Origin of the sequence: Mesorhizobium sp. M6A.T.Cr.TU.016.01.1.1, from assembly GCF_003952585.1 — a bacterium.
In the GTDB taxonomy this organism is placed as follows: domain Bacteria; phylum Pseudomonadota; class Alphaproteobacteria; order Rhizobiales; family Rhizobiaceae; genus Mesorhizobium; species Mesorhizobium mediterraneum.
Window position 1 is genome coordinate 3424089 of the sequence record NZ_CP034452.1, and the last position, 26999, is coordinate 3451087.

Here is a 26999-nt window from a genome sequence, read left to right on the forward strand (position 1 = left end):
TGCCTGTTGTCGGGAGGGGAGCGCGATCACGATTTACGGAGTGCATACCTAGTCTGGGCCGCTCCGAGTGCCACGGCCGCCCAGCAAGCTCACTGACTGCGCCCGCGCTAGAATCGACCGCAAAGGCGATTTCATGAATGACGCCGTTCAGGCCGTTGAAAGCCCGATGGCTGCTCCCCGCTGGAGATCTCTGCTCTTCGTTCCCGCTCATGTTCCGCGCTTTGTGGAGGCGGCTCATGAGCGCGGGGCAGATGGCGTCATACTCGATCTCGAGGACTCCGTTCCCCAGGATCAAAAAGATGAGTCACGGCGCCAGCTTTCTGCGTCCGTGGCAAAGGTGGGCGGCAGGGGCGCATGTGTTTTAGTTCGCGTGAATCGCGGTTTGCGTGCCTTGGCGGCCGATCTCGATGCAGCCGTAGTGGCGGGTGTTGATGCACTTGTCCTTCCGAAGACGGATTCGGCAGCGTGGGTAGTAGAGATCGCGAATGCGGTATCGGAACTTGAACGAGAAAGAAACCTTGCGCTGGGTCGAATCCGGTTCCTTGCCCAGATCGAGGCTGCGGCAGCATTGCAAAGTCTCTCAGCCATTGCGTCGGCCCATCCTAGGATGGTTGCAATGGCGCTGGGTCCTGAAGACTTCAGTGCCTCTGTTGGCGGTGCCCCGGAATTCGACCTTCTTTTGACACCGAATCTTTCCGTTCTGTTTGCGGCTCGCGCCGCTGGCTTGCTACCGCTTGGTTTCATAGGAAGTATCAGCGAGTTCTCAGACAATGATAGACTTCGTGAGGCCGCGGCCCATGCGCGGCGGCTTGGCTTTACCGGAGCTTTGGCGATCCATCCAAATCAGGTTGCCATATTCAATGAGGCTTTCTCACCAAGCCCACAGGAACTCGAGTGGGCCCGTCGTGTCCTCGCGGCGGAAAAAGATGCGACGGCGCAAGGCAGAGGCGCGTTCGCATTGGACGGAAAGATGGTCGATCCACCGGTTATTCGAAGGGCCCGAGAAATCATCGCGACGGATCCGGGCGCCGAGTTGACCGTTTGAGTCCTCAGCGGGTTGATCAACAAGACTGGGACGACGACAGCAAGCGTCAGCAGCTCGGCACAATTATTGCTGTCGCGCCATCATGTTTCAAGATAGATTACGTCAATTGCAGTCCGCCCTCGGAAGAGTACCCGTGGAAATCAGGCAGTTAAGATACTTCGTTGGCGTGGTCGAAGCAGGCAGTTTCACGAAGGCCGCTGGCTTTCTGAATGTCGCCCAGAGTGCGCTGAGTCTGCATGTACGCCAATTGGAGGAAGGCTTCGGCACTCAGCTGCTGATACGCGACAGGACCGGCGTGAGCGTGACGGCGTCAGGAGCCAAACTGCTCGAGCGGGCGCGGGCAATTCTCAAAGAAATTCGACTTACCGAGGTGGAATTGACCAACACAGCCGCTTCCCCTGCCGGGGAGGTGACTATTGGCATTCCGTCTGGAGCTGCTCGCGTCCTGAGCGGTCCGCTGCTTGAGACGGTGAGAAACGAACTGCCCAAGGTGTCCCTCAAGATGGTCGAGGGTATGACGGGACCGCTAGAGGAATGGATGGCGGCTGGACGCTTCAATCTGGCGGTTCTGTACCGCACCGCAGACAGTGTGGGGCGAATGACGGTGCTAGCGCGCGAAGACCTTTGTCTGGTGGTTCCGTCCGGCGAGCCACCGTTTGAAGATGCGATATCTCTGGCCGACCTGCATGCATTCCCCCTGGCGGTTCCCATGCGCAACAACAATGTCAGGCGTTCGGTGGCTGATGTCGTCGCACAACACGGTTGCGCGCTGGACGTCAAGTTTGAAGTGGACTCCCTCTCAACGATCATCAACATGGTCGTAGAGGGAAAAGCGCATTCTATTCTCGCCCCGTCTGCGGTTCAGAAAGAAGCTTCCCAAGGGCTGGTCCGGACCGTCAAGATCGTCGATCCGGTGATTACCCGCTCCGTGGTGCTTGCTGTAAATCCCAAAGATGAGCGCTCTGCGGCCGTTTCTGCGGTCCGCAAGCTCATTCCGAAGGTCGCCAGAGAATTGATTGAGAGCCGGGGCTGGGTAGCATCGGCTCCTGACGCGACCTGAGAACCATCGATCTGTAAACAACGGCATGACTTCCATGCCATCGGAACATTCGATCTGGATTCCAGATGGATTTAGGCGCTAATCGATATTTGACCCGCCGCGACCATCGCGATGAAACTGGCTCAAGCGAGTTCAGCAGTTTCGATATCGAAACCGCGCTCGTACGGCAAGAAACAGTCAAGTGGTGCCCGCGATGTCCGACGCCAAGAGCTACGAGCTCTTCATTAATGGCAAATGGCGAGCCGGTGGTAGCCTAGCCACTTTGCCGGTGATCAACCCGGCGACGGAGAAGGTATTTGCCTCGGTAGCCTCGGCTACGCTTTCGGACTTGGATGAAGCTCTTGCTTCGGCAGAACGCAGCCGCAAGGCGTGGTCTTCCCGATCCGCCAAAGAGCGTGGCGAGATCCTCGTCTCTGCCGCTAGCATTCTGGCAGAGAAGGCTGGCGTCGCAGCCAGGGACCTGTCGTCCGAACAGGGAAAGACGATTGCCGAAGCGACAGGGGAATACGCTCGCGCAGTCGAAACGCTGGAATGGAACGGCCGGCATGCCGATGAGCTATCGGTCCCGATTCCGTTAGGCCCGAACAGGATGATCGTCCCGGAGCCGCTCGGTGTCGTCGCTGCCTTTACGCCGTGGAACTATCCGGCCGTTCTCATCGCCCGCAAGCTCGCCCCCGCGCTGGCGGCAGGCTGCCCGGTGATCCTCAAAGGGGCCGAGGAGACGCCAAGCGTGGCTGTCCATATCGTGGAATCTTTGCGTCAAGCAGGGATACCGGAAGGCGTGGTCAACCTGGTGTTCGGTGTTCCTGTGCATATATCGCGGCATCTGCTCAGTTCGCCAATTGTGAAAGTCTTGACGTTCACGGGGTCGACCGCTGTTGGAAAACAGCTGGCCACGCTGGCCGCGAATAATCTGCAGCGCTGCATCCTTGAGCTCGGTGGACATTCCCCGGTTATTGTGTGCGAAGATGCGGATCTGGCAAAGGCGATACCGGCTATTTCGGAATACAAATTCGAGTGCGCGGGCCAGAGTTGTAATGCGCCCAGCAGGATTCTTGTCGCCCGATCCCGCTATGAGGAATTCCTGTTCCGGATTACGGAGGCGGTCCTAAAAATCAGGATCGGACCACCGGATGACCCTGCAACGCAAATGGGGCCAATGGCAAACGCGCGGCGAATAGAGGCCATGCAGCGCCTGACCAAGGATGCGGTAGAAGGCGGCGCCCGCATCGAGATCGGTGGCATCCCCCTTGACCGACCGGGATTTTACTGGCCGCCAACCATCCTGACGGGCGTACCGAAGGAAGCGACAGTGCTTCATGAAGAGCCGTTCGGACCGATCCTCACTGTGGCGCCTTTCGATACGATCGAAGAGGCGATCGATGAAGCCAACGCCACGGAGTACGGTCTGGCCGCCTACTTGTTTACTGGCGCGGCCGATACGCAACAGAAGCTTGTCAGCGGTCTTTCTGCGGGCGCTGTTAGTGTGAATTACCTGAAAGGGGTTTCCGCGGATGCCCCTTATGGAGGCGTCAAGCAAAGTGGCTATGGATATGAAGGCGGCGAGCAGGGGGTGCGAAGCTTCCAGATTCTGAAAATGGTCAATGGCCTCGGTTCATTTGGATAAAATCCGGTGGGAAACAGAACACGGACCATAGCCGGTAGCGACATCACAAGGAGCGTCGCCGACGCCCTTCAGTACATCTCGTACTATCATCCTCCAGATTATATCCGGTCTCTTTCTCACGCATACACGCGAGAACAGAGCCCGTCTGCGAAGAATGCCATAGGTCAGATTCTGCTGAACTCCCGCATGGCGGCCTTTGGGCGGCGCCCGATTTGTCAGGACACCGGACTTGTGGTTGTCTTCGCAAAGGTCGGCATGGATGCCCGCATTAAGTCAACGGCCAGTTTCGCTGATCTTGTGAATGAGGGCGTACGTCAAGCCTATCTCGATCCGGACAATCCCCTTCGGGCATCGATCGTTGCGGATCCCCTCGCTAGACGGGTCAACACCCGAGACAACACGCCGGCAGTTGTCCATGTCGACCTGGTGCAAGGTAACCAGATTGAGATCACCATCGCCGCAAAAGGCGGCGGGTCGGAGAACAAGGCACGTTTTACCACCCTCAATCCCAGCGCGTCCGTTTCCGACTGGGTGGTCAATACCGTTTCGACTCTTGGCAGCGGGTGGTGTCCACCTGGACTGATCTCTGTCGGCATCGGTGGTAGCGCTGAAAAGGCGATGCTGCTGGCCAAGGAGGCCATGAACGAGCCCATCGATATGGCGGAACTGATCGCAAGGGGGGCGTCAAGCGCAGAGGAGGGGCTGCGGATTGAGCTTTATGAGCGGATCAACGCGCTTGGTATCGGCGCCCAAGGCCTTGGTGGTCTGACGACAGTCGTTGACATCAAGGTTGCGACCTATCCTACTCATGCAGCGTCCAAGCCTGTGGCGCTCATCCCGCAATGCGCCGCCAACCGGCACCTGAAGTTCACTTTGGACGGCTCTGGACCCATCAGCCTCCAGCCGCCCGATTTGCGCGAATGGCCCGACATCGGAGCCGACGAATTGAACCCAGCCGGCGTCCGGCGGGTCAATTTAGATACGCTGACGAAGGAAGAGACGGCATCGTGGCGCTGCGGTGAAACGCTCCTGCTGTCTGGAAAGATGCTGACGGGCCGTGACGCTGCCCACAAACGAATGGTCGAACTGATCGATGCCGGCAAGCCGCTTCCAGTCGATCTGCGGGGACGCGTGATCTACTACGTCGGTCCCGTCCGGGCAGTGAGAAATGAGGTCGTTGGACCTGCCGGTCCAACAACCTCCAGCCGCTTGGACGATTTTACGGACAAGGTGCTCGCCGAAACCGGCCTTTTCGCGATGGTGGGCAAAGCGGAGAGAGGACCGGCGGCCATCGCGTCGATTGTAAGACACAGAACGCCATACCTTGCTGCAGTGGGTGGCGCTGCTTACCTGATTTCAAAATCGATCAAGGCGGCGCGGATCGTTGCCTTTGAAGACCTGGGCATGGAAGCCATCTATGAATTCGAGGTGCAGGACATGCCTGTCATCATGGCTGTCGATGTTGAGGGAAACTCCATTCACAATTCCGGGCCTCTTGAATGGCGGAAGCGTATGGCGGCAGACAGCATCGCACGCAACATCGGCGTTTGAGTCTTTCCGTTGAGCGATTTCGGCCAGACTCCCGCGCCAAATTGTCGGGCAAGCCGTAAGACGAGCGGCATTTGCGGTGCCATGCGCCTCGGCGAGCCGGACGAGCAAGGCCTTCAATTCACTCCAATAGCTGAATGTGCCAGTGAATACTGCATTGAATATGCCGTACACGCGATCGAGGCTCGAATGCCGTCGCGGCGTCTATCAAGTACGGCAGCGGAGTTCAGTAAATGGGTTATCTATTCTATCAGGAGGTCTCCGCCGCGGCCGGCTATCCTCTCCAGCTGCATCATTGCCCCGTTAGGCGTCGGGGCGATAGCCAAACTACTTCTGCAGCTTTTTTCAGCTGATCGCCCTCCCTCAGCTGATTTTCGTACCCCATTCTGGCACATCTCGGGCCTGGAACGGATGCCTTCCACTGCTACATTCGGTCGTTTCAATTGATGATAGAATTGATCGGCACACAACGCGATCTCGATCGCTGCTTGAGAGCATAGGTTATGAAGTCGAAACCCGATCCCGTGCAACTCGACAGTTGGGACGTCCGGATTCTCTCCGAAATTCAGGCAGACGGTCGGATTTCAAAAAGTGAGCTTGCAAAACGAGTTCATCTTTCGGCGTCCGCCTGTTCGGAGCGGCTCCGAGCACTCAAGGCCGCAGGGATTATTGAGGGATTTTATGCGCGACTGAGTCCTGCCCTCATCGGCGGCATGATCTTTGTGATGGTGGAGGTCGTGCTGGATCGTCATCGTCTTGAGGACCAACGACTCTTCGAAACTGCAATCCAAGAGGTTCCGGAAATCCTGGACTGCTGGGCAATTGGGGGGCGCGTGGATTATCTGATGCGGGTCGCATCTCGTTCTATGGCCGCCTATCAGGATTTCATGGAGGGACTGCTGCAGGCAGGCTTGGGGATTGATCAATACTATAGCCTTGTCGTCACGAAACCAGTGAAGTCCAATTCACCGATACCTTTGTCCGCCCTGAGGCAACGGTGAAACCGAAATTTTAAGTTTCAACGGTGTTTGGCACGGATCCCGTAGATTCGTCGGCAAAAGGCGCCCATTCCGACGAAACTCAAGGGACATTTGCGGTATAGTAATTGCTGGAAAAACGTGGCCGAGCGCTATGATGGCGAGGAAGGACGATGCGCTTGAGCAATCTGGAACCGATCATTCCAGGAGACGGATCGAAGCAGCCATCGGACGCACTTGGCCAGCACGGTTACGGCGAGAAGCCAAACCGGATCGTGCCTGGTTGAGGAGGCGTCCATATCTAAGATGCGAAGTGCCGAAAAATGCCTCTACCGCTACTTCAAGGGGGGAACTTTCGCCCTGGATTGGCGATCAGTGGCGATTGAGCTTAGTCGCGGTCAGCGCATCCGTGTAGGGGGCGAATCTACAGCGAGGGTTTGGCAAGCCGACGGGTAGCGGGAGTGCAAGCTGGCCCGCTCGGCCTTGGCGACCAACCCGGCCCTCGACGCCTGCGGACATTCGGAGATCGCTCCATCGCGTTTTTACGTCCTAAGTTCGTTGCTGATCGAGATTAGGAGATCGTCTGTCCTGTTTGACATTGCTGGTCTCCGCAGCCTTCTAAGCGAAGAGCATGGCTGTGCCGGGGTCGCGTAGGTGGGTGACAAGGCCCGTCACTCCTGCCACCCGACGTGGTCTTTGAGAAGGTGGAGGTTGCGCTACCGGCTGGAGAGCATGGTGCCAGTTTTCACAAGACAAGGGTCGCTTAATCGAATGGGCGTCAAGTTCATAGATTGCGAACAGATCATGGGGGGATTTGAATAGTGCTACTGACCGAGGCAGAGCTGAAAAGAGTTGCGAATGCCAGTCGAGGACATAGAGCCGCATCGATCGTTCTAAAGGAAGAGACGGCCGCAGCTACAGCCAGATCGTCATTCGACGTTTTTCTGTCACATTCTTTCAAGGACGCAGAGATCATTCTCGGTGTGAAGCGAATTTTCGAGGAGCTTGGGTTCACTGCTTACGTAGATTGGGTCGAAGATTCACAACTGGACCGCACAAAGGTCTCCTCGGCCACCGCCGAGTTGCTGCGGACCCGTATGAGGCAGTCAAAGACGCTTATCTATGTGCATTCAAACAATTCTCCAGGATCCAGATGGATGCCTTGGGAGCTTGGCTTTTTCGATGGGTTTCGGACCGCGGTAGCGGTTCTGCCCGTGGCAAAAAATTCTTCGGAAACATTCTCCGGGCAAGAATTTTTGGGCCTATACCCTTACATTGATGGGACAGGACCTGCATTCCTGTTTATGAACAGAGGGACCGCGCCTCGCTCAAGAATAGGCTCTGTAAGCTCGACTGCTAACCTCACGTTTGCCAAATCCTGGCTTAAAGAATTTACCGCCACAAAATAGACTGGTGTGCTTCAAAAATGAAATATCCTGGACTCTATAATAGCGCCGACGTGGCATCCAACGAGCAGCAGGCGACGTTTCTCCGCCTGATCCGGGCAGAGTACGTTCTTCTTTTTTTAGCGTCGGTGCTCTCTTTGGACTTGTCGTCATCAAAAGCCTATTTCGGTGTCTATGCTGCGGTATTTCTTTGCTCAATGGGAGTCCTCATTTTCCGGTCGGTCACAAAGCCCGAGCAGGTCTGGTATCAGGCTCGAGCTCTGGCAGAGTCGGTGAAGACATTGACTTGGCGCTTCGCGATGCGAGCACAGCCGTTCGATGACGCGCGCGCGGCTGACGCCAGAGCTGATTTTCGAAAGCTCATGGAAGATATCCTTGATAGCAATCGTCACCTTGGTAGCGCGTTGAGCGGCACCGATTCAGCATCGCCCCAAACAACGGACGAGATGATGTCGATAAGGGACTCCCCGCGAAAAGAACGAAAAGACCTATATCTGCAGAGACGAATCTGCGACCAACGGAAGTGGTACGAGAAGAAGGCGCGCTCGAACAAGAGGTCCGCGAAAGTCTGGATGGGCCTTGGTATTTTTGCATACGCTCTGGGATTCTCGTTCATCGTAGTACGCATCGCTGACCCCGCGATGCCAGGCTGGCCGACCGAGCCGCTAATTGTCATCGCCGCCTCCCTTATCGGGTGGACCCAGATCAAGAAATTTAACGAATTGGCATCGGCTTACACGTTGACAGCTCACGAGATCGGCTTGACTGCCGACCTTATTACGGACGCCAACTCGGATGAGGCATTCTCCGCCGCGGTGAACGAAGCCGAACTGGCTTTCTCACGGGAGCACACCCAGTGGGTTGCTCGTCAAAACAACTAAGAGACAACAATGGCATACAGCGATCCGACCTATGTAATATTTGACGGCGATGAAGACGCTTGGGCATACCGCTTTATGAAAGGGTGGAACGCCAGCGAGAATGTGAGTTTTGAATTCGCGAACGCTCACGATCTGGACAATATGACGAGCCGAGCACAGGACGAAGATTATGTTAAACGCAATCTTCGCAACAGAATGAATGGATCGAGCCAGGTACTTGTCCTGATCGGTGAGAAGACGAAAAACCTTTTTCGCTTCGTGCGCTGGGAAATGGAATTGGCTCTTGATCTAGGTCTGCCGATAATCGCAGCAAACCTTAACGGCTCGCGGCAACAAGATGTGAGCTGTCCGCCTATCATCAGGGACAAATGTGTTGTGCACGTGCCGTTCAAGATGAAGGCCATCAAGCACGCGCTAGCCAATTGGCCGAGCGAATTTCATCGGCTTTCAAACGCTCAGCGTGGCGATGGCGCCAGGAGCTATGGCGAAAGCACCTATCGCGATCTCGGCTTATAATCGCCCACCTAAAAGCACTTAGCCGCCCAAACATCCTCGCCATCCGCTGGCGGCGACTAGCCTTAGCAACGTCCGCCAGCGTGTTCCGAGCTTGCCGAGCGATGATAAGAAGAGACGTCCGATTTGCTGAGTTTGGCTGAAAGCTGCAGGTCATGTGCAACCTATTAGAGGAGCCCCGCTCGAAGCGTCGGATCGTCAGACAAGATCACGTCGCGCGAGGGCGCTGGTTTCGCGAGGAAAAGGAGCGGCTGTTCGACGTTTGAGGCTTGATCCAGCGTTTCGAGACTGCACGAGCGGCCAGCATTGATGGAGGCATGCTGCCGCCTCCTGCGAGCCGCAGCTCGGCTCGCCCTGCGCAGCAACCACGAATTTGCGATCGCAAGAAAGGCAACACGCTGACGATAGAACTTGGCGGCGCTGGTCGGCTGCGAATCAAGATGTCGATGGCAAGGAGCTCTCGCCGCGCGTCTTTGCCGGGCCGAACCTTCTGGCTATGCTCCTTCGAGAAGTCTGCCGAGCACCAGCCGCCGCACCGCCAAAGCGATCAATATGCGCGAGGGCACGACCTCAGCCTCTCAGCGCTGGCCAACCAGGTTGGAGCCTGTGCCGCGGCACGGAACCCGCTGCCTGCTGATCGAGGCGAATGTGCTTTGCCCCTGATCACCTGCATTACCACCCTTGGAAGGGCAAGACCGATCCGGACCGTCAGAATGTAAGGGATGACCGGCAGTTCGGCGGAACATGGCCGCCGGCGCTCTATCGTGCCTCGCGCGGCCGGCGGGAACAGCGTCCCGAGCGCTATTCATCCGTCAATATCGCCCGCTAATCGGGCACTATGCTGGGCGCATGCGCGTCGTAAGCTGTTCGTGTTTGCAGGACGCGCCCCCGACCCTCGGCTAAGGCGAAGGTGACGCCTTAGTTTTCACGGCAATTCGGGCCGATCCCGCGAATTCCACGGCGAATAACCTGCATTCCCGAGAAACTCAAGGGACGTTTCCGGTATGCTATTTGCTAAACAGGTGGCTGGCCGAGTGCCCTCCGCCAATTTATCGCGAGGAGAGGGACATGCGCTTGAGCAATCTGGGAACCGAGCAACTCCGGGAGAAGGATAGAAGCTTCGTCTTCCATCCTTCTACGCATTTGGCCAAGCACAGCCGAGGCGAAACGCCAAATAGGATTATGGCCGGTGCGGAAGGCGTCTATATCTGGGACACCGAAGGCCGAAGGAGCCTCGACGGTTTCGGAGGACTCTACTGCGTCAACATGGGATATGGATGCACGGAGATCGCCGAGGCCATTGCCAGGCAAGCACACGAATTGCCGTTCGCACACGTCTATGCCAGCCAAGGTACGGAGCCGGTCGCCCTGTTGGCAGAGGCCGTGGTCGAGTATTTCGGTCAGAACATGCGAAGGGTCTATTTCGGCCTCTCCGGTTCCGATGCTAACGAAACCAACATCAAGCTGGTCTGGTACTATAATAACATTCTTGGCCGGCCCGAAAAGAAAAAGATCATCTCGCGAAATCGCGGCTATCACGGGTCTGGATTGGTCACGGGTAGCCTAACTGGCCTTCCCTTCTTTCACAATTTCTTCGACCTGCCTCTGGATTTGGTGCGCCATACAACCACGCCGCACTATTACCGCCAGGCGCGTATCGAGGAGAGCGAGGAAGCGTTCTCCCGGCGCTGTGCCGATGAGCTTGAAGCCTTGATCCTGGCCGAAGGACCGGAAACGGTTGCAGCTTTTATCGGAGAGCCGGTACTTGGGACAGGAGGTATTGTGCCGCCCCCCACAGGGTACTGGACGTCCATTCAAGCGGTGCTCGACAAATACGATATCCTTCTAATCGCCGATGAAGTGGTGTGCGGCTTCGCGCGAACCGGCGAGAAGTTCGGTTCCCACCTGTATAACATGCGTCCGGATTTCGTGACCATCGCAAAGGGTTTGAGTTCCGCCTATCTCCCCATCTCCGGGTCAATCATTGGCGACCGTGTCTGGTCGATTTTGGAACAAGGAACTGAGAAGCACGGCGCACTCGGCCACGGCTGGACATATTCGGGGCACACGCTTTGTGCCGCAGCCGCGCTCGCCAATATCCGACTGCTTAACGAAAAAAATATTTTGGAGCATGTCCGCAATGTTGGACCGTATTGGCAAGACCGGATGAAGGCCGAGCTGGCGGGACATCCCATCGTTGGTGAAGTTCGCGGAGTGGGTATCCTGTCGGCCGTAGAGATGATGCGGGACCCAAAACAAAGGATACCATTCGAACCCGACCTTCAGGTCGGGGTGCGCACTGCAGCTGCTCTGTTTGAGAATGGTGTCATCGGACGGGCCATGCCACATGGCGACATCCTCGGTTATGCACCCCCCCTGATCATTACCCGAAAAGAGATCGACATCATTGTCGACGCGACGGTAAAGTCGGTCGATACCACCTATCGCGCGCTGAAGGCCGAGGGTGCCGTATGATTTTGCGATCGCGAAGGAGCGAGTCCGGAGGCAGGCATGTCCCTGCGCGCTACTGCGCCGAGCAGACCCAAAACTGTTGAATTCCAGATATCTGATCTTGAGCATGCTCCGGGCTATTTCAGTCACGATTTGTAACCGAATCAGTTCTGCCGCCGCTGTCCTGTTGCCCAACGACCAGGACCTCTGTGCGGCGCGCCCTGCGGGTGTACCTCCCCGCCGGCAGGGCGCCCTTTTTGACCCACGTAATCAGTATCATTATGGCCCGTGCGGAATCGAGGGTCTGGTAAAGGTCATCTGCACGTTCCGATGCAGATTGAGCTTAGACGTGCCCTTTACATCATTGCAGCGGGCCACGGTCGCCGGTTCCAAAGTGCGGCAATGCCGAAGATATCTTCCTTCACATCACAAAGAGCAGAATAATCATTGCGGTGAATATTATCACGTCAGGTATATAAAAGGACGACACTCACACGCCACCCTGTTCACAAGGAAAGGCATTTTAATATTGTTGAGACGACTTGCCTACAAAGAAAAGAAAGCATCGCAACACTTCTTTGCGGATCACGGCGCCCCGGGTGGGGGATGAGCGGCCATCCGAATTGTTATGCTAATGCCGACCCAAATTCCTGCAAAAGCTGGGGTCAATGATGGCTTTTGGTCAGCGCAGGATGATTTCTCCTGATTTGGACGGTGCAGGGGCGGTCATGATTTAATGCATGGAGATTCTCTGATTGAGCTGTTGAGATCACGAGGCGTCTGCCAGACGCCCATCGGGTGAGCCCAGCATGATTGGGATGACCGACGAAGATCGAAGTGTGGCAGCATTCTGGAGCCCGGTCAGCCCAGCGACGCCCGCGAATTCAATCACGTTTGTCGGGACATACACGACGCAGCCGGAAGGCGTGCAGAAAGAGGAAGAATCGAGCGCGACGATGACGAGGGACATGCCACTTGTTTTCGAGACATTCCTTGAAAGACTGTCACAGAGTATCGATGAGGCAGATTTCCGGGATGCCATGGCTGAGGCGGCCGGACGACTTGACCTAATCTTCTTTGCCTACCTCTCCTTGCCAGCACGGCCTTCCGGCAAACCGAGGTTAATTTCAAACTATCCACCCCGCTGGACCAGACAGTATCTGGAAAATCAGTATGAGAAACTCGATCCTGTGGTCTTGCGTGCTCGAAATGGCGGCTGCCCGTTTCACTGGGGATCGAATTTGGGAGGCGATAAAATGTCGCCGGCTCAACAGCAGCTATTCGATGAGGCGGCTCAATTCAGCATCTGCTGCGGTTTGACGATCCCAGTTGTCGATCTCCGCGGCCGCATCGCTGCGGTTACTTTTGCCGCCGATGAGCCTCGTCCAGTATTTCTTCGGGTCGCTGAGCGGTACGAACAAGCTCTTCAACTGATGGCGGCCTGCTTTCATCGTTGCGTTCGCCGCAAATTGCCGAGCGATCGAACAGTGGATGGGATTTCGCTGACATCCCGCGAATATGAGTGCCTGAGGTGGGCAGCGCGGGGTAATTCAGCCTGGGTGACCGGCCGCATCTTGGGCATCAAGCCACGCACGATCGCTTTTCATTTGGACAATGCCAAGAAGAAGCTAGGCGTGCGAACCCAAAATCAGGCTATAGCCCTTTTGGGGTCCGAAGGGTCCTCAATTCTCTGAGAAGCTTTTTGATCCCCTTGTGCTCGGGCCATTCGATCGCGCGCTTTGTATCGAGCGTTGACTGGATGCCGAGATCTTCTGTTCCGCCGGCTCGGGCGATGCAGCCGTATTCTTCCAGTCCGCGCCGGTGATCATAGTCTATGGGTGCTCGAGCGGGTGTTTCGTCGCTGACGAGCTAGTCGTGCGGTTATATAGTTTCCGAGGATGGCCCGCTTGCATACCTGCCTGCCGGTAATCTCTAACCCTTGACTTAGGGCGATGGCTATCGGTTATGCGGCTTGAAAGCGAAGAGGTGGACCCTTCGTCGAGCGCCGGTACGATATGGAGTGCTGCTCCGGGCTAATACCCATCCAGACAGAGCGGAACCTTCTATCACGTCAGACGCTCGGACAATTGCCAAAACCCGATTTCCTGGGAACTGAATTGTGCTCGCCACCGGGTCCATTTTGCCGGCGCGTCTGTGGTGCAGGCCCCGATCAGCCTGACCAATGGCACAGGAACTGCCTGCTTCTATGACCGAGCACTGCGAATTTGTCAGCTGGCGAACAATTCCTTGTAGCCGCTCGTCACCATCCAGTTCGCACGGTCGAGATGACTACGAAGCGCCTTCCTGGCGCGCTCCGGTTCAAGTGCCGGATCAATGCCGAGGATCAGTTGGGCCATTTCCTCTTCGGGCGCCTCATCGGCTGAGGCGTCCAGGAGCCTCATATAGATGGTAAAGTGCGCCCTGTCGTAGGCGGTAAGACGGTCAGACCAAGGGACTTCGTCGAGCAGTGTTGAGCTTTGAGTCCTATCTGTTCCCGTTGATCGATTCATGTCTGCCGCGAACCTCGCATGTTGATCGCTGGATCCAAGGCAGAATATCCCAAAATGGGATAATCCGAAACGGGGATTAGTCGCTGAGCCGGTCTCTACCTGACCGGTTCACCTAAATGCCCAAATCTCTTCGATCTCCCCGCCACCAGCGGTTTCTGGCCCAGTTGATCTCACTGCGCAATGTCAAAGGGCTGACGCAGGCGCAGGTGGCTGAGAAGCTTGGTCGTCCGCAATCTTTCGTGGCGAAATATGAGGGTGGCGAGCGGCGTCTCGATATCATTGAGTTTCTCGACGTAACTGCGGCCCTCGATGCTGATCCGTGTGAGATTCTGTTGAGCCTGCGCACGTAGTGGGCGCCCGCGCCCATCACCGCGCGTGCCGTGTGCCGGTGGGTCGAGCCCCGCTTTTCTTGGCTCTGGCGTCTCGACCATTCCGCTGCGCCTCCTAGCGCGTCGTTAGACTCTCGCAATTCGCTCTATTTGTGCCTTTCCCAGCAGGTGGCGCCGCATCCTTCTAGGCCCGCCGCGGCGTCCCGCAACCCTTAGCCAGCTGTGAGCTTTCAGTAGGTTGTCCATCCGGCCCTTCGGATGCGGTGCGGCTCAGACGGCGGACCCGTTCCTGTCATGATTCGCCGACGCACCCATTCCTGGGAAGCAGCCATTGGCGAGCGGAGGACAAAATGATGAGACAGCGAAGCGCTGGGCCATCCGCGCTGTGGTGATACGTCGATGCATGGTGTTACGCGACTTCGTTGCTTGAAGCGAAGCGACCGCACCGCCCATTTCGTCAACTGGCGAACAAATCCTTGTAGCCGCTCGTCACCACCCAGTTTGCACGGTCGAGATGACTGCGAAGAACGTTGCGTGCGCGCTCAGGTTCGCGTGCCGGATCAATGCCGAGGATCACTTTGGCCATTTCCTCTTCAGTGGCGTTGTCTGCCGAGGCGTCCAGGAGCCTCATATAGGTTGTAAAGTGGTCCTTGTCGTAGGCTGTAATGCGGTCCGACCAGGGGACCTCGTCGGCGAACGGCGTGTTCGATCTGGGCTGCAACATCGCTAATTCTATCTCCGGCCAATGGACCCGCGAAGCCCTGTGCCTGCTAAATGTGGATTACATATTATAGTTGATAAACTCAAGCCGCCTGATCCGCTGGCTTGCGTGCATGGATATGCGCAAGTTGGTCGGACGGAATGTGCAGAGGATCAGGCAAAGGAAGCGCCTGACGCAGGAGCAGCTTGCGGAGATTTCCGGGTTCAGTCAGCAGTACATCAGCGGCTTGGAGAAAGGCCGAAGAAATCCGACAATTATCACGATCTATGAACTGGCATTGGCCCTCGGCGTCAGCCACATGGATCTGGTTCGGCCCGACAAACAGGGCTGATGCACCCGCCCTCCAAGTAGCTGGCGGCCTGATGGCGCGCGCCGGGTGCTTGTGAACCCACGCTTTTCTTAGGTCCCCCGGCAGCCCCTGCCATTTAGCTCGCCCTCGCGCGGGCGCACCCTATTGGACAGTCGGACGCTGCGTTTTTGTCAGCTTTTCCTGGGACGTGGGGTGGTCGGCATTCCCTTTTAGGCCCGCCGCGGCCTGCCGCAACCTTCGCTCTCGCTTCAGGTCCTTCTCTTGTTTACGGTCCTTCGGATGCGGTCCGCCTCTTTCAGCGGGCCTAATCGCTTTCTGTTGCCCGCCCCACGGGGACAGGCACGCGAGACTAGTATGGAGCGTTGCGGTTAGCGCGCGAACAGCAAAGGAACCGAAAAAACCGGCAACTGTCGCAGTATGGCTGAACCAGCCATCGTGTCGGCATCTAGGAGCCGCGTGTTCGCCTTGCGCTGACACGAAGCTCAGACATGACGTCCGGGAGACGATGCTGGCAAATAGTCTGGCTGAAGCATTCCACCCACAATACCAAAGCCCGTCCCGATTCAAAGCGCTTCTGAGCACTCCATCTCAGGCGCGGGGCCAGCTGGCCAGTTCACCTTCTTGGTCCGCCGGAAGAGAGCCCCGCCCTCTCGACAATCGGCTTCATGAGGTCTCGCCCTGCAGTGTCGACCGTAAAAAAGGGCGCGCGAGGCGCCCTTCATTTAAACCGGCAGTCGGGAAGCAGACTTCACTCTGATATTCAAAAGCGGTAGGTGACACCTGCGCCTATCAGCCAGGGATCGAGCTCCGCCTTCCCCGTCAGCTTCGCGCCGGCCACCGTGACGTCGAAGTCCGGCTTCAGGAAAAGCTTCTTCACGTCGAAGTTGAGGCCCCAGTGCTGGTCCACCATGTAGTCGAATCCGACCTGCAGCGCCGTGCCGAACGTGTTCTTCACCTTGAGAGCATCAGCGCTGCCAGTGTCCTGGTTGTAGAAGATCGTGTAGTTCACGCCGGCGCCGACATAAGGCTTGAACGCGCCGAGATCGGTAAAATGGTACTGCAACGTGAGCGTCGGCGGCAGCAGCCAAACTTTGCCGATGTTGCCCAATCCTCCGATCGTCCCTTGGCCCGCGATGTTGGCATAAGTGGTACCGAGTATGAGTTCGGCGGCGATGTTGTCGGTGAAGAAATACGAGATATCGAGTTCCGGCGTCACCGTGTCCGAATACGAAAGACCGGAGCCGGGAAGCGTATCAACGTAGCCCAGATCTTTCGTAACGACGCCCAACGCCCGCAGGCGGACCTGCCAAGGGATTGGCGCTTCGGTGACCGAGGCTCCCGTCTCCGCCAGGACGGTCTCTGCTTGCGCAGGCTCCGCGGCGACGGCCTGCTGTCCCACCATGATCAGGGCCACCGCCGCTGCTGTTGCCCGCGCTACGCCCATTCGCGTTCTCGCCATGAGATTCACTCCTTGATGTTCAGAAAGGATGCACTGCACTATTTCGTCTCCTGCTCGAATGAATTGTTGATGGACCTCAAATGCCCCACTTGCGTTGCAACGCGTTCCGCCGTCTCCGGAAGGTGATCGTTGAAGCCGATTGCGCTGCGGAGAAAATTGGTGCCTAGACTGATGAATGCGGCTTGCTCCCGATTGTCCTCGCCGCAGCCGTGCCCGCCTGCGCTGGCCTCGTAGAAGTAAGCGGGATAGCCAAGAGCCTGCAGTTTTGCGGCCATCTTGCGCGCATGGCCCGGATGGACGCGGTCGTCGCGTTTCGTGGTGGCGATCAGGATAGGCGGATAGGGCTGTCCCGGCGCTGCGGCGTGATAGGCGGAGATTTCCTTCAGGAAAGCCCAATCGTGAACCTTGTCCGGATCGCCATATTCGTCGATCCAGCTCGCGCCCGCCAAGAGCTTGGTGTAGCGACGCATGTCGATAAGCGGTGCTGTGCAGAACAGAGCCCCGAAATGCTCAGGATAGCGGGTCAGCATGTTTGCGATCAGCAGGCCGCCATTTGAGCCACCCTCGGCGGCAATCCGCCTCGGCAGGGTGATGCCCCTTCGCACGAGGTCGGCGGCAACGGCGGCGAAATCGTCATGGGCGAGACGCTTGCCCTCCCTGCGCCCGGCTTCGTGCCAGCGGGTGCCGAACTCGCCGCCGCCGCGGATGTTCGCCTCGACACACGTGCCGCCGCGCTCGAGCCACAGCTTGCCCAGCGGGGAGTTGTAGTAGGGCAGGAGTGATACGCCGAACCCGCCATAAGCGGAAAGGTGAATCGGAGCATCTCCGTTCCCGTTCGCCGGACCAACCTGCGTATAGGGGATCAGCTCATGATCGATAGAGACTGCCTCGTGGCGCGTGACCACCAGTCCGGATGCATCGAAATTCTCCGGGCTGCGCTTCAGGATTGCTGAAGCGCTGAGAGACGGCGCGGCATTCAGATCGAACAGCAAGAGCTGCGGCGGCGTGATCGGATCCTGAGCACAGATCAGGACCTCTCCATTGGTCTCGTGAACTGCCGCATCGAATGACCAGACGTCGACAGTACCTTCGGCGGGCAGGGTGTTCAGGACTCGGCGCGTCCATTCCTGGTGGCCGGGAGTGAACATCTCGAAACGCGGTGCGAGATTGACGAGGTAAGAGATAATGAGCTTCCCGTCATTCCAGAAGAATGACTGCATGGAGCGCCTTTCCCCTGGTTGAAACAGGGTCTCAAAACGGCGTCCGCCAGCGAGGAAAGAGGAAAGCGAGATGACGATCAGCGCGTCGGCGGGATGGGTGGTGCCTCCCACCGTCCAGGGCTTGCGCGGCCTTACCGCCAGCCAGTCGCCGAAGACCCGCCACGACGCGTCGCGAGGAAGATCGATCTGCCTCCTCGGCCCGCTCCTATCGCCGATCCAGCTGATCTTCTCGAAGAAGGCCGGCTGCTCGATGAACCAAAGGCGCTCGCTGCGGCCGGTGCGGTCCGAATGACCAGACACTTGGAAGCTTTCGAACCCGGCCTCGAAGATTGCCGGCGTGGTGAGGGGATCCGCGTCACGCTTCCACAGTCGAACGGTGCGCGCATAGCCGGAGCGGGTGGCCATGCAATTACCAAGCGCACTGGAAAGCAGAAGCGTGTCAGGGTCCAGCCAATTAACGTAGCCTTTGGCCTCGGGGAGGTTGAAGCCGTCGGCGACAAAGCTCAGAGAGATCAGGTCGAATTCGCGATGCACGACCGCGTCGCTGCCGCCGCGCGACAGGCGCAGAACGGCTCTTTCCCGTCTCTCCGGCTCGATGGACGCGCCGTCCCAGATCCAGTCCTCTCCGTCGCTAGCCGCGAGAGCATCCAGATCGAGCAGTAGCTCCCATTGGGGATCCGCCTTCATGTAGGCGGCAAGGGTGGTCCGGCGCCACAGTCCGCGTGGATTACCGTCATCTCGCCAGTAATTGTAGAGGTACTGACTACGGCGCGCGATCAGGGGAAGATTGTCGCGATTGTCGAAAATGGCTGTCAGAGCCGCGCGGTCGCGCTCGAATTGCGCTCCACCGAAGTGCTTCAGGGGCTTTGCCGATTGGCCGGCGGCCCAGGCAAGTGCCCGCTCGCCCTCTACATCTTCAAGCCAGACATAGGGATCGTCGTCGGGAGCATCCAGCGTTGGACGGACATCAAATGCGTTCATGTCCGGACAGCCTTCAGAAAGAAGGGATAGAGGCTTCCGTCGGCTCGGGAACGCTCAGTGCTGGTAGCGGCGCCCACATGTTCGAAAAGCGTGATCATTGATGAGTTCTTCCAGTCGGTGCGGCATCGCAGTGCTTTTGCGCATAGGGACCGCAACCGTCGTGCCAACTGGGAAAATCGTTTCGGAACAACGCGATCGCTCTGGAAGCGTTGTGTCACATGTCCGACATCGTCGAGAATCCGACAACGAGTGCTCCTCCTAATCACCGGATCAACCTCCGGCGCCAGGCGGTGACACCGTGCAGAACTCGAGCAGTGAAGCTCATTGGTGAACCTGGTTGACGCCCAACATCTTCGCTCTGGAGCGCTTCACGCACACGGATTCATGGCAGACACCATGATGCGATCGATGCGGTTAGAGACCAAGCTGGCTGCGCCTGTGAGTTTCAGCCGCCAGCTGGAAGCAGCTGAGTTCTGAGGAGAAGGGTGGGGCACCCCTTGGGCGACCTGATGGTTGCCCAAGCCCTGCCGCAATCTTGGCCTGCACCGTCCCCTGGATTGCTGTCGATCAAGCCAGGAAGCTGCATTCGGGCGAACGCATGGGGCTGGTCCCCATGGCAACTTGGGCTGATGTGGGGCCGTCCGATATGCGATACGAGGGTCTAGGATAGGGGAGCTCGGGCTCGGTAGTATCTCAGCGCGACGGCTAATGGTCGACGAAGTCTTCCTGACGCCACGCATTGGTATGCCGCAGCAACAGGGGCAGTGCGGGCGCAAGTCTGGTTGTGAAATCGGCTGCTACAGGGGCATGCCGCGCTTCATCTCCATACCGTCAGCGAAGAAAGCGCGGCGCGAGCATCACCAAAGAGAAGCGGCGCGCCTTTCGTTTTGCGGTCCACTGACCAGTCGGCTTCACCTGTACAACTACGGGCTGGCATAGCGTGAAACTTGGCCCCCAATGGCGGAAATTTCCCCCAGGAGACCTAGATGACTAAGCTTATTGCACCCGGGCTACGACAACCTGCCCACCACCAGCGTCGAAGCCACCGCCACGCCACCAAGTCTTCAGGGAACGTCCTGAACGGAACCCAGCCGGGTACTCCTATCAAAGCGACTCCCTTCGCATGCTCAGGCCGCGCTTGCTGTCGCTGCGCGGGACCGACAGCCTGCTTCTGCCCTGCACAGTGCCGACGACACATGCTTCGACGAAATGGCGTCATCGAGGTCGGGTGGCTTCGGCGCCGGTGCTTTGCCAAATTGCATGTTTGGACGTCCGTGGGGGCGGGCAAGGGGGCACAGTCGTGCCTGCAGTTCTCGTGACTGGCCCAGCAAGTCGAGTTCGCAACCGCGCACCACATTCGGTCGACGAGATGAAGGCTTTTGCCGCCAAGTTCTCTGCCTGGTCCGGCGAAAGCTATCCGCTCGCCGCGTAATGGCTGGACATGATAGCCGACGCCCGTCCGAATGGCGGCGGCTTTTTCGTATTATATCGACCTGATCGGCCAGCTTCGCGGGAATGCCGGGGCTACGACTTTGAATGGTCATTTGGCGGCGGAACGGCTATGATGATCCAGATCGGCCATCGCGAAAGCCACGACATCGATATTTTCCTCGACGACCCTCAATTGCTCGGTCATCGACCATCCAAAAGCCACCTGCACTTTGAAACGATGCCGTCCGACTATTTGGGGGACGGGCTTCGGTTCCAGAAATTCGCCTTCGAAGACGTTGGCGAAATCGACTTCATCGTTGCCGGAGCGCTAACAACGAAGCCGTTCTAGACCCGCGTGGTGGAAGGCAGGACCGTGCGGCTCGAGACCATCCCGGAAATCATCGCCAAGAAGGTCTATTACCGGGGATTTCGGAAGCCAACCCGCGCGACATCTTCGACATCGCCGCCGCAGCCCGGTCGCAATTGGACGAGGTCGTCAACGCTCTGCGTGCGCTCCCAGAACAGGTCGCTCGAACCAGACAGCGGATGGAAAAACTCAACAATGAATTCGTCGGCCGCGCCATTGCACAGCTGATGATCATGCCCTGACTACGAAGCGTCGGCCGCCGACAGTCTGGACGCAGCGTTCGCTGTGCTCGACGAGGTGTTGTCATCACTCAAAGAACCTGACCCCCACGACCTAGCGACCAACCGAGGGAGGGGAGGGGTTTCTCAGAGCCCGGACGCCTTGGTGAGGTTGGTCCGGAATCTGCCGCGCCTCCGCTGATATTTGCGGGTCATCTCGGCCGAGGCATGGCCGAGCTGCTTCTGCACGTGACGCTCCTCGACGTCGGCCGACGAGGCAAGTCCGGCGCGCAGCGACTGGCCCGAGAACAGCAGCGCCCGTTACCCTTCCGGGAGATCGGAGGGGACGCCGGCGGCGATCGTCACCTGCTTGACCAGGCGGGCGACGTGCTTGTCGGAGAGCCGTTCGACGTCGACGGTCTTGTTGTCCTTGAAGATGCGGCGGAACAGGGGTCCACGTGCGATGCGGCCAAAGCGGATCCAGCTCTCGAGCGCGACTACGGGGTAGGTGTGGTCGCTGGAGCCGCGGCCGACCTCGACCTCGCGCCAGCCGGTCTTGCCGCGCAGGGTGACCAGCAGCCCTTGCCGTCAAAAATCTCGATCCAGCCGGCGCCATCGCTGTTGTCGTCGCGCATGACGTCGAGACCGACGATCTCGGAGCGCCGCAGGCCGCCGCCACAGCCCAGGAGCAAAATAGCGCGGTCGCGCAGGCCCTGAGGTCGTGGCCGAGCGTGGCGATCATCGCCAGCAGATCGTCGCCAGGACCGCCTCTTTCTGCCGCGGTGGCTTTTGCGTGCTTGCGCGGCGAATGCCGGCAAGAACCGTATAGATATGCCGCTCCGCGCGGTCCAACGGCCGGCCGCGCTGGGTAAAGTTCCAGGCGAGGCCGGAAAGCCGCCGCTCGATGGTCGCAACCGAAAGGGCAGGGGCGCCACGCTTCGGATCGCCGGCGGCGGTGCCCAAGGCACAGGCGCTGATATTGAGCCTGATCACCTTCGAGCCCGGAGGCAGGGGATCGAAGCCAGCGCGCCGGCACCAGGAGGAAAAATGCCGCCAATCCTTGGGGTAGGCGTCGCGCGTGTTCTCCGAGGTGGCGTTGTAGCCCCTCGCGGTCTCGACCAGTTCCTGGACATGCGCCGGGACTCTTTGAGCCGGGTCTCCATCTCCTTGTAGAGCTTGTCAAGCTCGCCATCGACTGGCTTCAGGTCGTCGATTGAACATTGCGTCATCATAGGCTTTGTGCCTTGTTGTAGCAGGCATCGTCCGTTCGCGCGGCGGACACAGACATCACCGTCGCTGAGCCGAGAACGACGGTAAAAGAAAATGCACTCACTGACTTCATAACCAATCTCTTTTGCGGGTGATTTAGAAACGGACGCCGAGCTTGGCGCTGAACCCGTGTGTCTGGGCATCCGAGGCGATCTGTCCCTGATAGGCGATGCCGAACGTCGCGTTCTCGGTGATGTTTACGTCCAGCCCAGCTTCGAGCAGAGCTGCGTTCTTTGCGATCGGCACGCCCTTGATGGCGAAGGAGGAACCGCCAGCAGAGGCAAGAGCGGTATCCGGCCTGACGTCGCCGAAGGCGTGGCGCCAGCCAAGACCGCCGCGCGCGGTAGCAGTCACGGTGCCGAGGGTCAGTACCGTCGACGCACGCAGACCTAGAGCGGTTCGCGTTTTCTCTGAATCGGGATTCCCAAGAATGAGCAAATCAGATTCGATGTCCTGACCGTTGGAGGTCGGGACTGATGACGAAGCCTTATTCGATGGATCTGCGGGAGCGGGCGCTTGCCCGCCTTGAAGAGGGTGAGACGAGCCGCGAGGTGGCTGCGGCGCTGAAGGTGGCAGTGTCGAGCGTGATCAAGTGGGCAGCGCGCAAGCGTCGGTTGGGCAGTGCGGCACCTGGCAAGATGGGCGGTCACCGGCCCTATCTGATCGATGGGGAGTATCGTGCTTTTGTCCTGAGCGAGGTCGAGCGAGATGCCAACATGACGCTTCATCAATTGACGGCGGCACTGGCTGAACGTGGCCTCACCATTCACCCTGCGAGCGTCGGGCGCTTCCTGCATCGCGAGGGCAAGAGCTTTAAAAAAAACCGTTCTGCCGGCCGAACAGCTCAAGCCAAAGCTGATGCGCCGTCGTGCGCAATGGATGCGCTACCAGATCCGCATTGACCCTACGCGCCTAGTCTTCCTGGATGAAACATGGGTCAAGACCAACATGGCGCCATTGCGTGGCTGGGGTGTGCGCGGCAAGCGACTGATGGCCCACGCGCCGTATGGTCATTGGAAGACGATGACCTTCATCGCTGCGCTCCGACATGATCGGGTAGAGGCGCCTTGGGTCATTGACGGCCCCATCAATGCGCAGGTCTTTCGCGTCTATGTCGAGACCGAACTCATCAAAACACTGAAGCCGGGTGACATCGTCATTCTCGACAATCTTGGTTCTCACAAGGGTCAAGCCGTCCGCGACATCGTCAGGACCGCTGGCGCAAGGCTCTTCTTCCTGCCGCCCTACAGTCCAGACCTCAACCCGATAGAGAAACTGTTCGCCAAGCTCAAACACTGCATGCGACGGGCCGCCAAACGAAGCGTCGAGGCCGTGCACGACGCCATCGCCCAAACCCTCGACGAGGTCAGCCCAAACGAATGCAACAACTACATCGAAAGCGCAGGCTATAAGTCAACCTAAATGCGAAATGCTCTAGCGTGGTAAACGCCGTGTCGCTCGAGCGATCCCCGCTCGACAAGGCGGCTGCGCCGCCATTCTCGGTGAAGCCATCGGCGTCAAAATTCACATAAGCGAGATTAGTGTAGGGCTCGAAGGAAGCCGAAGCCGTATTGATACGGTAGCCGAGCTCGCCAAAGGCCTGGAACGTGCCGGCGTCGTAATCGGCCGAAAGGCTGTCGGCGAAGCCTGGAAAGACCACGGACCTGCCGGTCTCGATGCTGTGCCAGGTATAGGCAAGGCCGGAACGAAAACCGAGATTGCCGTTCTGCGTGCCGGCAAAAAGACCGAGATGGTAATTCTCGCTCGAGCCCGACGACGCGCGATCGTCCGCCTCCAAGGAGGTATGGCTGTAGCCGCTGATGAGGCCGAGCCGCCAGCTTTCGCCGACAGCCGCGTCACCGCCAGCCAGAAAGCCGCCTGTCGAGTGATCGAGACCGGCGGCATTGCCGTCGCTGTCGAGATGACCCCAGGCGCCGAAGCCACGGCCCCATACGGCGAAATTCTCACTCGTTGCAGGGGCCAGTTCCAGACCACCCAGCCCATAAGTCATCACCGGAACGCTGGAGGCACCGACGCCGTCGAACGCCGCACGGATCCGTTCGCTCGCGGCATCGCGTACAGAATGACTGTCCTCGATGAGGCCGCTATGAATGGAAGCATGAACCTCGCCTGATAGCATATCGAAAGCGTTGCGGGCTTCCGGCGCCGTCAGGAACAGGATGTTGTCCTGGATCGGATTACCGCTTCCAAGCGCCTGAGCCGCTGCGGCGACCGAGCGTTGATTGAAGGTGCTGGCTACATCGGCAAACGCCGTCGATGTGCGGCTGATATCGAGATAGACATTGTTGGCATCGTAGACGAGCTGGAAATCGACGAAGGGCGTCGCGTCTGTCGCCAGAGCCCCCGTCAGCCCGCCATAGGTGCCGCTTACGCCGCCTGCTGCGGAGAGCAGAGTATATCGGGCATCGACCGATAGCGTTCCCTGCCGCAGGAGCTCGATCTGCGCGCCGCTGTCGATCGCCGCTGCTCCGCCAACATCGATGAGATCGGACGACCTTGCGAGGTCGACCTGATAGATCGATCCGGACTGCTGCGCGAAATCGCCCGTGACAGTCATTGTGGTGACGATCCTGCTCAGATCGGTCGCATTGCCAGGAGCGACCGTGCCGCCCTCGGAAATGGTGACCGCACCGTAGGTGCCGCCGCCTGCGACGACACCGCCGCTGTTTGCGATAGCCGTGCCCCCGATCTGCCCGTCATTCCCGAGAAAGCCGGACGTGGTCGCATCATGGGAAAGCACACCTGTATCGGCAAGCAGCAATCCCGCGCCGGAACCGACCGTCGTCATGCCGGAAAAATTGTTCTTTCCGCTCAGCGTTTGCACGCCACCGGCAACGAATAGTTTGCCGCCCATATTATTGTTATCAACGTCGAGGTCGTTGATGCTGCCGGCGAAAGTGTCGTTCGAAGCCGTTAGCACCAGGGTACGCTTGCCCAGTTCGACCGTTCCGCTGCCACTCAGGCTACGAATACGGGCATCGTTGTAGGCGTCGGAGATTCCCCAATAGTCGCTGCCATTTCCATGTTCGGAGATATCGAGCGTGCCGTCTGCAACGACTTTCGCTGACCGTTGGATGTTGCCGAGCCCCGCAAGCGAGAGATAGGCATCCTGAGCAATATTCGTCTCGCCGGTGTAGGTGTTGACATTCGTCATCCGGACCACCGTCTTTGTATCAAGCGTCAGCGATCCGGAGCCGGAGACGACACCCGCTATGCCGACCCCGCCCTCATTCCCCATGCTCGTCGTGATCCTGCTCAGACCGGTCCCTTCGGGTGCGGATGAATCGGTAGAGAAGTTGCTGGCAGTGACGAAATGTGACGTATAAGCGGTATACTTCTTCTCCAGATCGAAAATGACCGATCTGTTTTTGAAGAAGTCAAGACCGGCAACAAAACTGGTCTGGTCGTTGGGTTGTTCCGTCGTGCCGCTGGTGTAGGTGAAGTCGATATTGTCCAGCCTTACCGGATCGCCATCCGTTCCTGCGATTGTAACGCTCGGGATGTTGCCCGATGCGCTTACGATCTCGCGTTGCTCATTTCTCCGAACATTTTTAAGTTCGACGCCCGCATCCTGAAATTGCTTCAGCATCGCATCACTGATCTCCAGACTGCCACCGCCCGGTGTGCCGGTGTCGAGCAATACCGCGGTCTTGTTGGGGTCGGTGATTGGTGGGGCTCCATCCTTAACCGTGTACTGCAGATTGTAGCTGCCTTCGTATTCGGTCGAGGCATTGGCGCCAGAGCCAGGAAAATTCTGATAAGAATCCTGATCTTTTTCCTCGGGTTCTCCCCATGGCATGGCATTAGTATATTGGGCCCGGAGGCTTGGATTGAGGTTGACAATCGTGCAGGGGGAACAGCCAGGCGTTTGGTCGCTCTCGGAATCCGGATTCACATTGGCGGAGACCACGTAGCCAGACCTGGTGACACTGCCCATCATGCCCCAGACACTTGTCTTGCCAAGAAAATCGCCGGCCCCGAATGTACCTGCGAAATCGCCGCCTTCGTCTGCCATCTTGCCAGCGGTCATTTTCGCCCGCTGCTCCTTATCGGCGTGATAAGGTTCTTGGAGATCCTGACCATACATATCTTTAAGTCCATCCGTCACGGATCCCGGCGTGCACTTAAGATTGTTGTCCTTGCAATACGCATGGGTATAGACAAAATCGAGAATGCGAGCAGCCCGGTATTTCTTATCGCTTACAGATGGCCCGTCGATTGTTATCTTTTGATCTGGATCGACATATGTAAATTTATCAATTTCCACGTTCTGAAGCTTATTACCATACGTTCCGTCCCCGTACGTATATACGTAAGGCGTGTCGGCAATCGGGCGGACCCCGGTCACCTCTGACCCGATCTGCGTGTTGAGCTGGTCCGAGCCCGTGTCGAATACGTATCGCTGCGCGTTGCCATTGTTGATCTTGGCCCAGATGCCCAGGCGGTCATGGCCTTCCCCGACATACTCCAGCGGGATCGAAATCGGGTCGTCGGCCAACGCTTCTCCAGTTGGAAATGCTACCAGACCCACCCCGAGAGACACAGCCGGCAGGAATACCGTCGTCATCGCGGTGGTTGCCGCCAGAAAGTTCTTTGTCCTGAAACAAGCCTGCATACCTGGTCCTCGAAAAAGTCTCGCAAACTGATTGATCATT

Annotated in this window: 19 protein-coding genes and 2 pseudogenes; 14 read left to right on the top strand and 7 right to left on the bottom strand. The window is 58.1% G+C overall.

The features are described 5' to 3' along the window. The first annotated feature begins 133 nt into the window (after window positions 1–133). The 10 genes and pseudogenes from EJ075_RS16530 to EJ075_RS16570 all read left to right on the top strand — a co-directional run bounded on the left by EJ075_RS16530 (window position 134) and on the right by EJ075_RS16570 (window position 13202). The gene (locus tag EJ075_RS16530; RefSeq protein ID WP_126105018.1) at window positions 134–1045 is read left to right on the top strand and encodes a CoA ester lyase; all 912 of its coding nucleotides are present in this window, start codon (window positions 134–136) and stop codon (window positions 1043–1045) included. Window positions 1046–1178: 133 nt separating this feature from the next. Beyond that, on the top strand, window positions 1179–2105 hold the full coding sequence (locus EJ075_RS16535; RefSeq protein ID WP_126105019.1) for a LysR family transcriptional regulator: 927 nt from the start codon (window positions 1179–1181) through the stop codon (window positions 2103–2105). A gap of 193 nt (window positions 2106–2298) precedes the next feature. Next, window positions 2299–3732: an NAD-dependent succinate-semialdehyde dehydrogenase gene (locus tag EJ075_RS16540; protein ID WP_126105020.1), complete on the top strand. Its 1434-nt coding sequence runs from the start codon at window positions 2299–2301 to the stop codon at window positions 3730–3732. A 6-nt stretch (window positions 3733–3738) separates the two neighbouring features. Further along, complete coding sequence (locus tag EJ075_RS16545; protein ID WP_126105021.1) at window positions 3739–5283, top strand: fumarate hydratase; 1545 nt, start codon at window positions 3739–3741, stop codon at window positions 5281–5283. A gap of 500 nt (window positions 5284–5783) precedes the next feature. Then, window positions 5784–6281: an Lrp/AsnC family transcriptional regulator gene (locus EJ075_RS16550; protein WP_126105022.1), complete on the top strand. Its 498-nt coding sequence runs from the start codon at window positions 5784–5786 to the stop codon at window positions 6279–6281. A gap of 1402 nt (window positions 6282–7683) precedes the next feature. Then, window positions 7684–8544 (top strand): DUF4231 domain-containing protein, encoded by an 861-nt coding sequence (locus EJ075_RS16555; protein WP_095488148.1) that lies wholly within the window; start codon window positions 7684–7686, stop codon window positions 8542–8544. Between the two features lie 9 nt (window positions 8545–8553). Continuing rightward, complete coding sequence (locus EJ075_RS16560; RefSeq protein ID WP_063169304.1) at window positions 8554–9060, top strand: TIR domain-containing protein; 507 nt, start codon at window positions 8554–8556, stop codon at window positions 9058–9060. A 454-nt stretch (window positions 9061–9514) separates the two neighbouring features. After that, window positions 9515–9935, top strand: a pseudogene (locus EJ075_RS33700) (transposase); the annotation flags it as partial. Window positions 9936–10125: 190 nt separating this feature from the next. Next, window positions 10126–11532, top strand: coding sequence for an aminotransferase (locus EJ075_RS16565; RefSeq protein WP_126105023.1), 1407 nt, complete (start codon window positions 10126–10128; stop codon window positions 11530–11532). A 932-nt stretch (window positions 11533–12464) separates the two neighbouring features. Next, window positions 12465–13202, top strand: coding sequence for a LuxR family transcriptional regulator (locus EJ075_RS16570; RefSeq protein ID WP_126107353.1), 738 nt, complete (start codon window positions 12465–12467; stop codon window positions 13200–13202). Between the two features lie 534 nt (window positions 13203–13736). On the opposite strand, the gene EJ075_RS16575 is transcribed toward EJ075_RS16570, so the two are convergent. Next, the gene (locus EJ075_RS16575; RefSeq protein ID WP_126105024.1) at window positions 13737–14018 is read right to left on the bottom strand and encodes a DUF2285 domain-containing protein; all 282 of its coding nucleotides are present in this window, start codon (window positions 14016–14018) and stop codon (window positions 13737–13739) included. A gap of 116 nt (window positions 14019–14134) precedes the next feature. On the opposite strand from EJ075_RS16575, the gene EJ075_RS16580 reads away from it, so the two are divergent. Next, window positions 14135–14368, top strand: a complete 234-nt coding sequence (locus EJ075_RS16580) for a helix-turn-helix transcriptional regulator (protein WP_126097360.1) — start codon at window positions 14135–14137, stop codon at window positions 14366–14368. A 436-nt stretch (window positions 14369–14804) separates the two neighbouring features. Here the strand turns inward: EJ075_RS16580 and EJ075_RS16585 are convergent, their stop codons facing one another. Then, complete coding sequence (locus EJ075_RS16585) at window positions 14805–15071, bottom strand: DUF2285 domain-containing protein (protein WP_063169299.1); 267 nt, start codon at window positions 15069–15071, stop codon at window positions 14805–14807. Window positions 15072–15180: 109 nt separating this feature from the next. Here EJ075_RS16585 and EJ075_RS16590 point away from each other — a divergent pair, with 109 nt between their 5' ends. Beyond that, window positions 15181–15399 carry a helix-turn-helix transcriptional regulator gene (locus tag EJ075_RS16590; RefSeq protein ID WP_126105025.1) on the top strand — a complete coding sequence of 73 codons (219 nt, stop codon included), beginning with the start codon at window positions 15181–15183 and terminating at the stop codon, window positions 15397–15399. A 739-nt stretch (window positions 15400–16138) separates the two neighbouring features. Here the strand turns inward: EJ075_RS16590 and EJ075_RS16595 are convergent. Continuing rightward, window positions 16139–16837: an OmpW family protein gene (locus EJ075_RS16595; protein ID WP_024505687.1), complete on the bottom strand. Its 699-nt coding sequence runs from the start codon at window positions 16835–16837 to the stop codon at window positions 16139–16141. Window positions 16838–16875: 38 nt separating this feature from the next. After that, window positions 16876–19038, bottom strand: coding sequence for a prolyl oligopeptidase family serine peptidase (locus EJ075_RS16600; RefSeq protein ID WP_126105026.1), 2163 nt, complete (start codon window positions 19036–19038; stop codon window positions 16876–16878). A gap of 1441 nt (window positions 19039–20479) precedes the next feature. Here EJ075_RS16600 and EJ075_RS16605 point away from each other — a divergent pair. Beyond that, the gene (locus EJ075_RS16605) at window positions 20480–20818 is read left to right on the top strand and encodes a nucleotidyl transferase AbiEii/AbiGii toxin family protein (protein WP_126063908.1); all 339 of its coding nucleotides are present in this window, start codon (window positions 20480–20482) and stop codon (window positions 20816–20818) included. Window positions 20819–21201: 383 nt separating this feature from the next. Here EJ075_RS16605 and EJ075_RS16610 read toward each other — a convergent pair. Together EJ075_RS16610 and EJ075_RS16615 are read right to left on the bottom strand one after the other, a co-directional pair. Further along, window positions 21202–22200 (bottom strand): annotated as a pseudogene (locus tag EJ075_RS16610) (tyrosine-type recombinase/integrase); the annotation flags it as partial. Window positions 22201–22419: 219 nt separating this feature from the next. Then, a complete protein-coding gene (locus tag EJ075_RS16615) occupies window positions 22420–22761 on the bottom strand; it encodes an autotransporter domain-containing protein (RefSeq protein WP_164547119.1) in 342 nt (113 codons plus the stop codon). 38 nt (window positions 22762–22799) lie between these two features. On the opposite strand from EJ075_RS16615, the gene EJ075_RS16620 reads away from it, so the two are divergent. Next, a protein-coding gene (locus EJ075_RS16620) for an IS630 family transposase (protein WP_126104195.1) occupies window positions 22800–23745 on the top strand; the annotation gives its coding sequence in 2 pieces (ribosomal slippage) (window positions 22800–23138 and window positions 23140–23745; 945 coding nt in all). On the opposite strand, the gene EJ075_RS16625 is transcribed toward EJ075_RS16620, so the two are convergent. Next, entirely contained in the window at window positions 23690–26998 is a 3309-nt protein-coding gene (locus EJ075_RS16625; protein ID WP_126105028.1) for an autotransporter domain-containing protein, read from the bottom strand. The two genes, EJ075_RS16620 and EJ075_RS16625, sit on opposite strands and share 56 nt — an antisense overlap. Window position 26999: the final 1 nt, after the last annotated feature.

Coding starts and splice junctions, on each gene's coding strand:
- EJ075_RS16530 (WP_126105018.1), top strand. CDS start 134: ATGAATGACGCCGTTCAGGCCGTTGAAAGCCCGATGGCTGCTCCCCGC.
- EJ075_RS16540 (WP_126105020.1), top strand. CDS start 2,299: ATGTCCGACGCCAAGAGCTACGAGCTCTTCATTAATGGCAAATGGCGA.
- EJ075_RS16550 (WP_126105022.1), top strand. CDS start 5,784: ATGAAGTCGAAACCCGATCCCGTGCAACTCGACAGTTGGGACGTCCGG.
- EJ075_RS16555 (WP_095488148.1), top strand. CDS start 7,684: ATGAAATATCCTGGACTCTATAATAGCGCCGACGTGGCATCCAACGAG.
- EJ075_RS16560 (WP_063169304.1), top strand. CDS start 8,554: ATGGCATACAGCGATCCGACCTATGTAATATTTGACGGCGATGAAGAC.
- EJ075_RS16565 (WP_126105023.1), top strand. CDS start 10,126: ATGCGCTTGAGCAATCTGGGAACCGAGCAACTCCGGGAGAAGGATAGA.
- EJ075_RS16570 (WP_126107353.1), top strand. CDS start 12,465: ATGACGAGGGACATGCCACTTGTTTTCGAGACATTCCTTGAAAGACTG.
- EJ075_RS16575 (WP_126105024.1), bottom strand. CDS start 14,018: ATGAATCGATCAACGGGAACAGATAGGACTCAAAGCTCAACACTGCTC.
- EJ075_RS16580 (WP_126097360.1), top strand. CDS start 14,135: ATGCCCAAATCTCTTCGATCTCCCCGCCACCAGCGGTTTCTGGCCCAG.
- EJ075_RS16585 (WP_063169299.1), bottom strand. CDS start 15,071: ATGTTGCAGCCCAGATCGAACACGCCGTTCGCCGACGAGGTCCCCTGG.
- EJ075_RS16590 (WP_126105025.1), top strand. CDS start 15,181: ATGGATATGCGCAAGTTGGTCGGACGGAATGTGCAGAGGATCAGGCAA.
- EJ075_RS16595 (WP_024505687.1), bottom strand. CDS start 16,837: ATGGCGAGAACGCGAATGGGCGTAGCGCGGGCAACAGCAGCGGCGGTG.
- EJ075_RS16600 (WP_126105026.1), bottom strand. CDS start 19,038: ATGAACGCATTTGATGTCCGTCCAACGCTGGATGCTCCCGACGACGAT.
- EJ075_RS16605 (WP_126063908.1), top strand. CDS start 20,480: ATGATAGCCGACGCCCGTCCGAATGGCGGCGGCTTTTTCGTATTATAT.
- EJ075_RS16625 (WP_126105028.1), bottom strand. CDS start 26,998: ATGATCAATCAGTTTGCGAGACTTTTTCGAGGACCAGGTATGCAGGCT.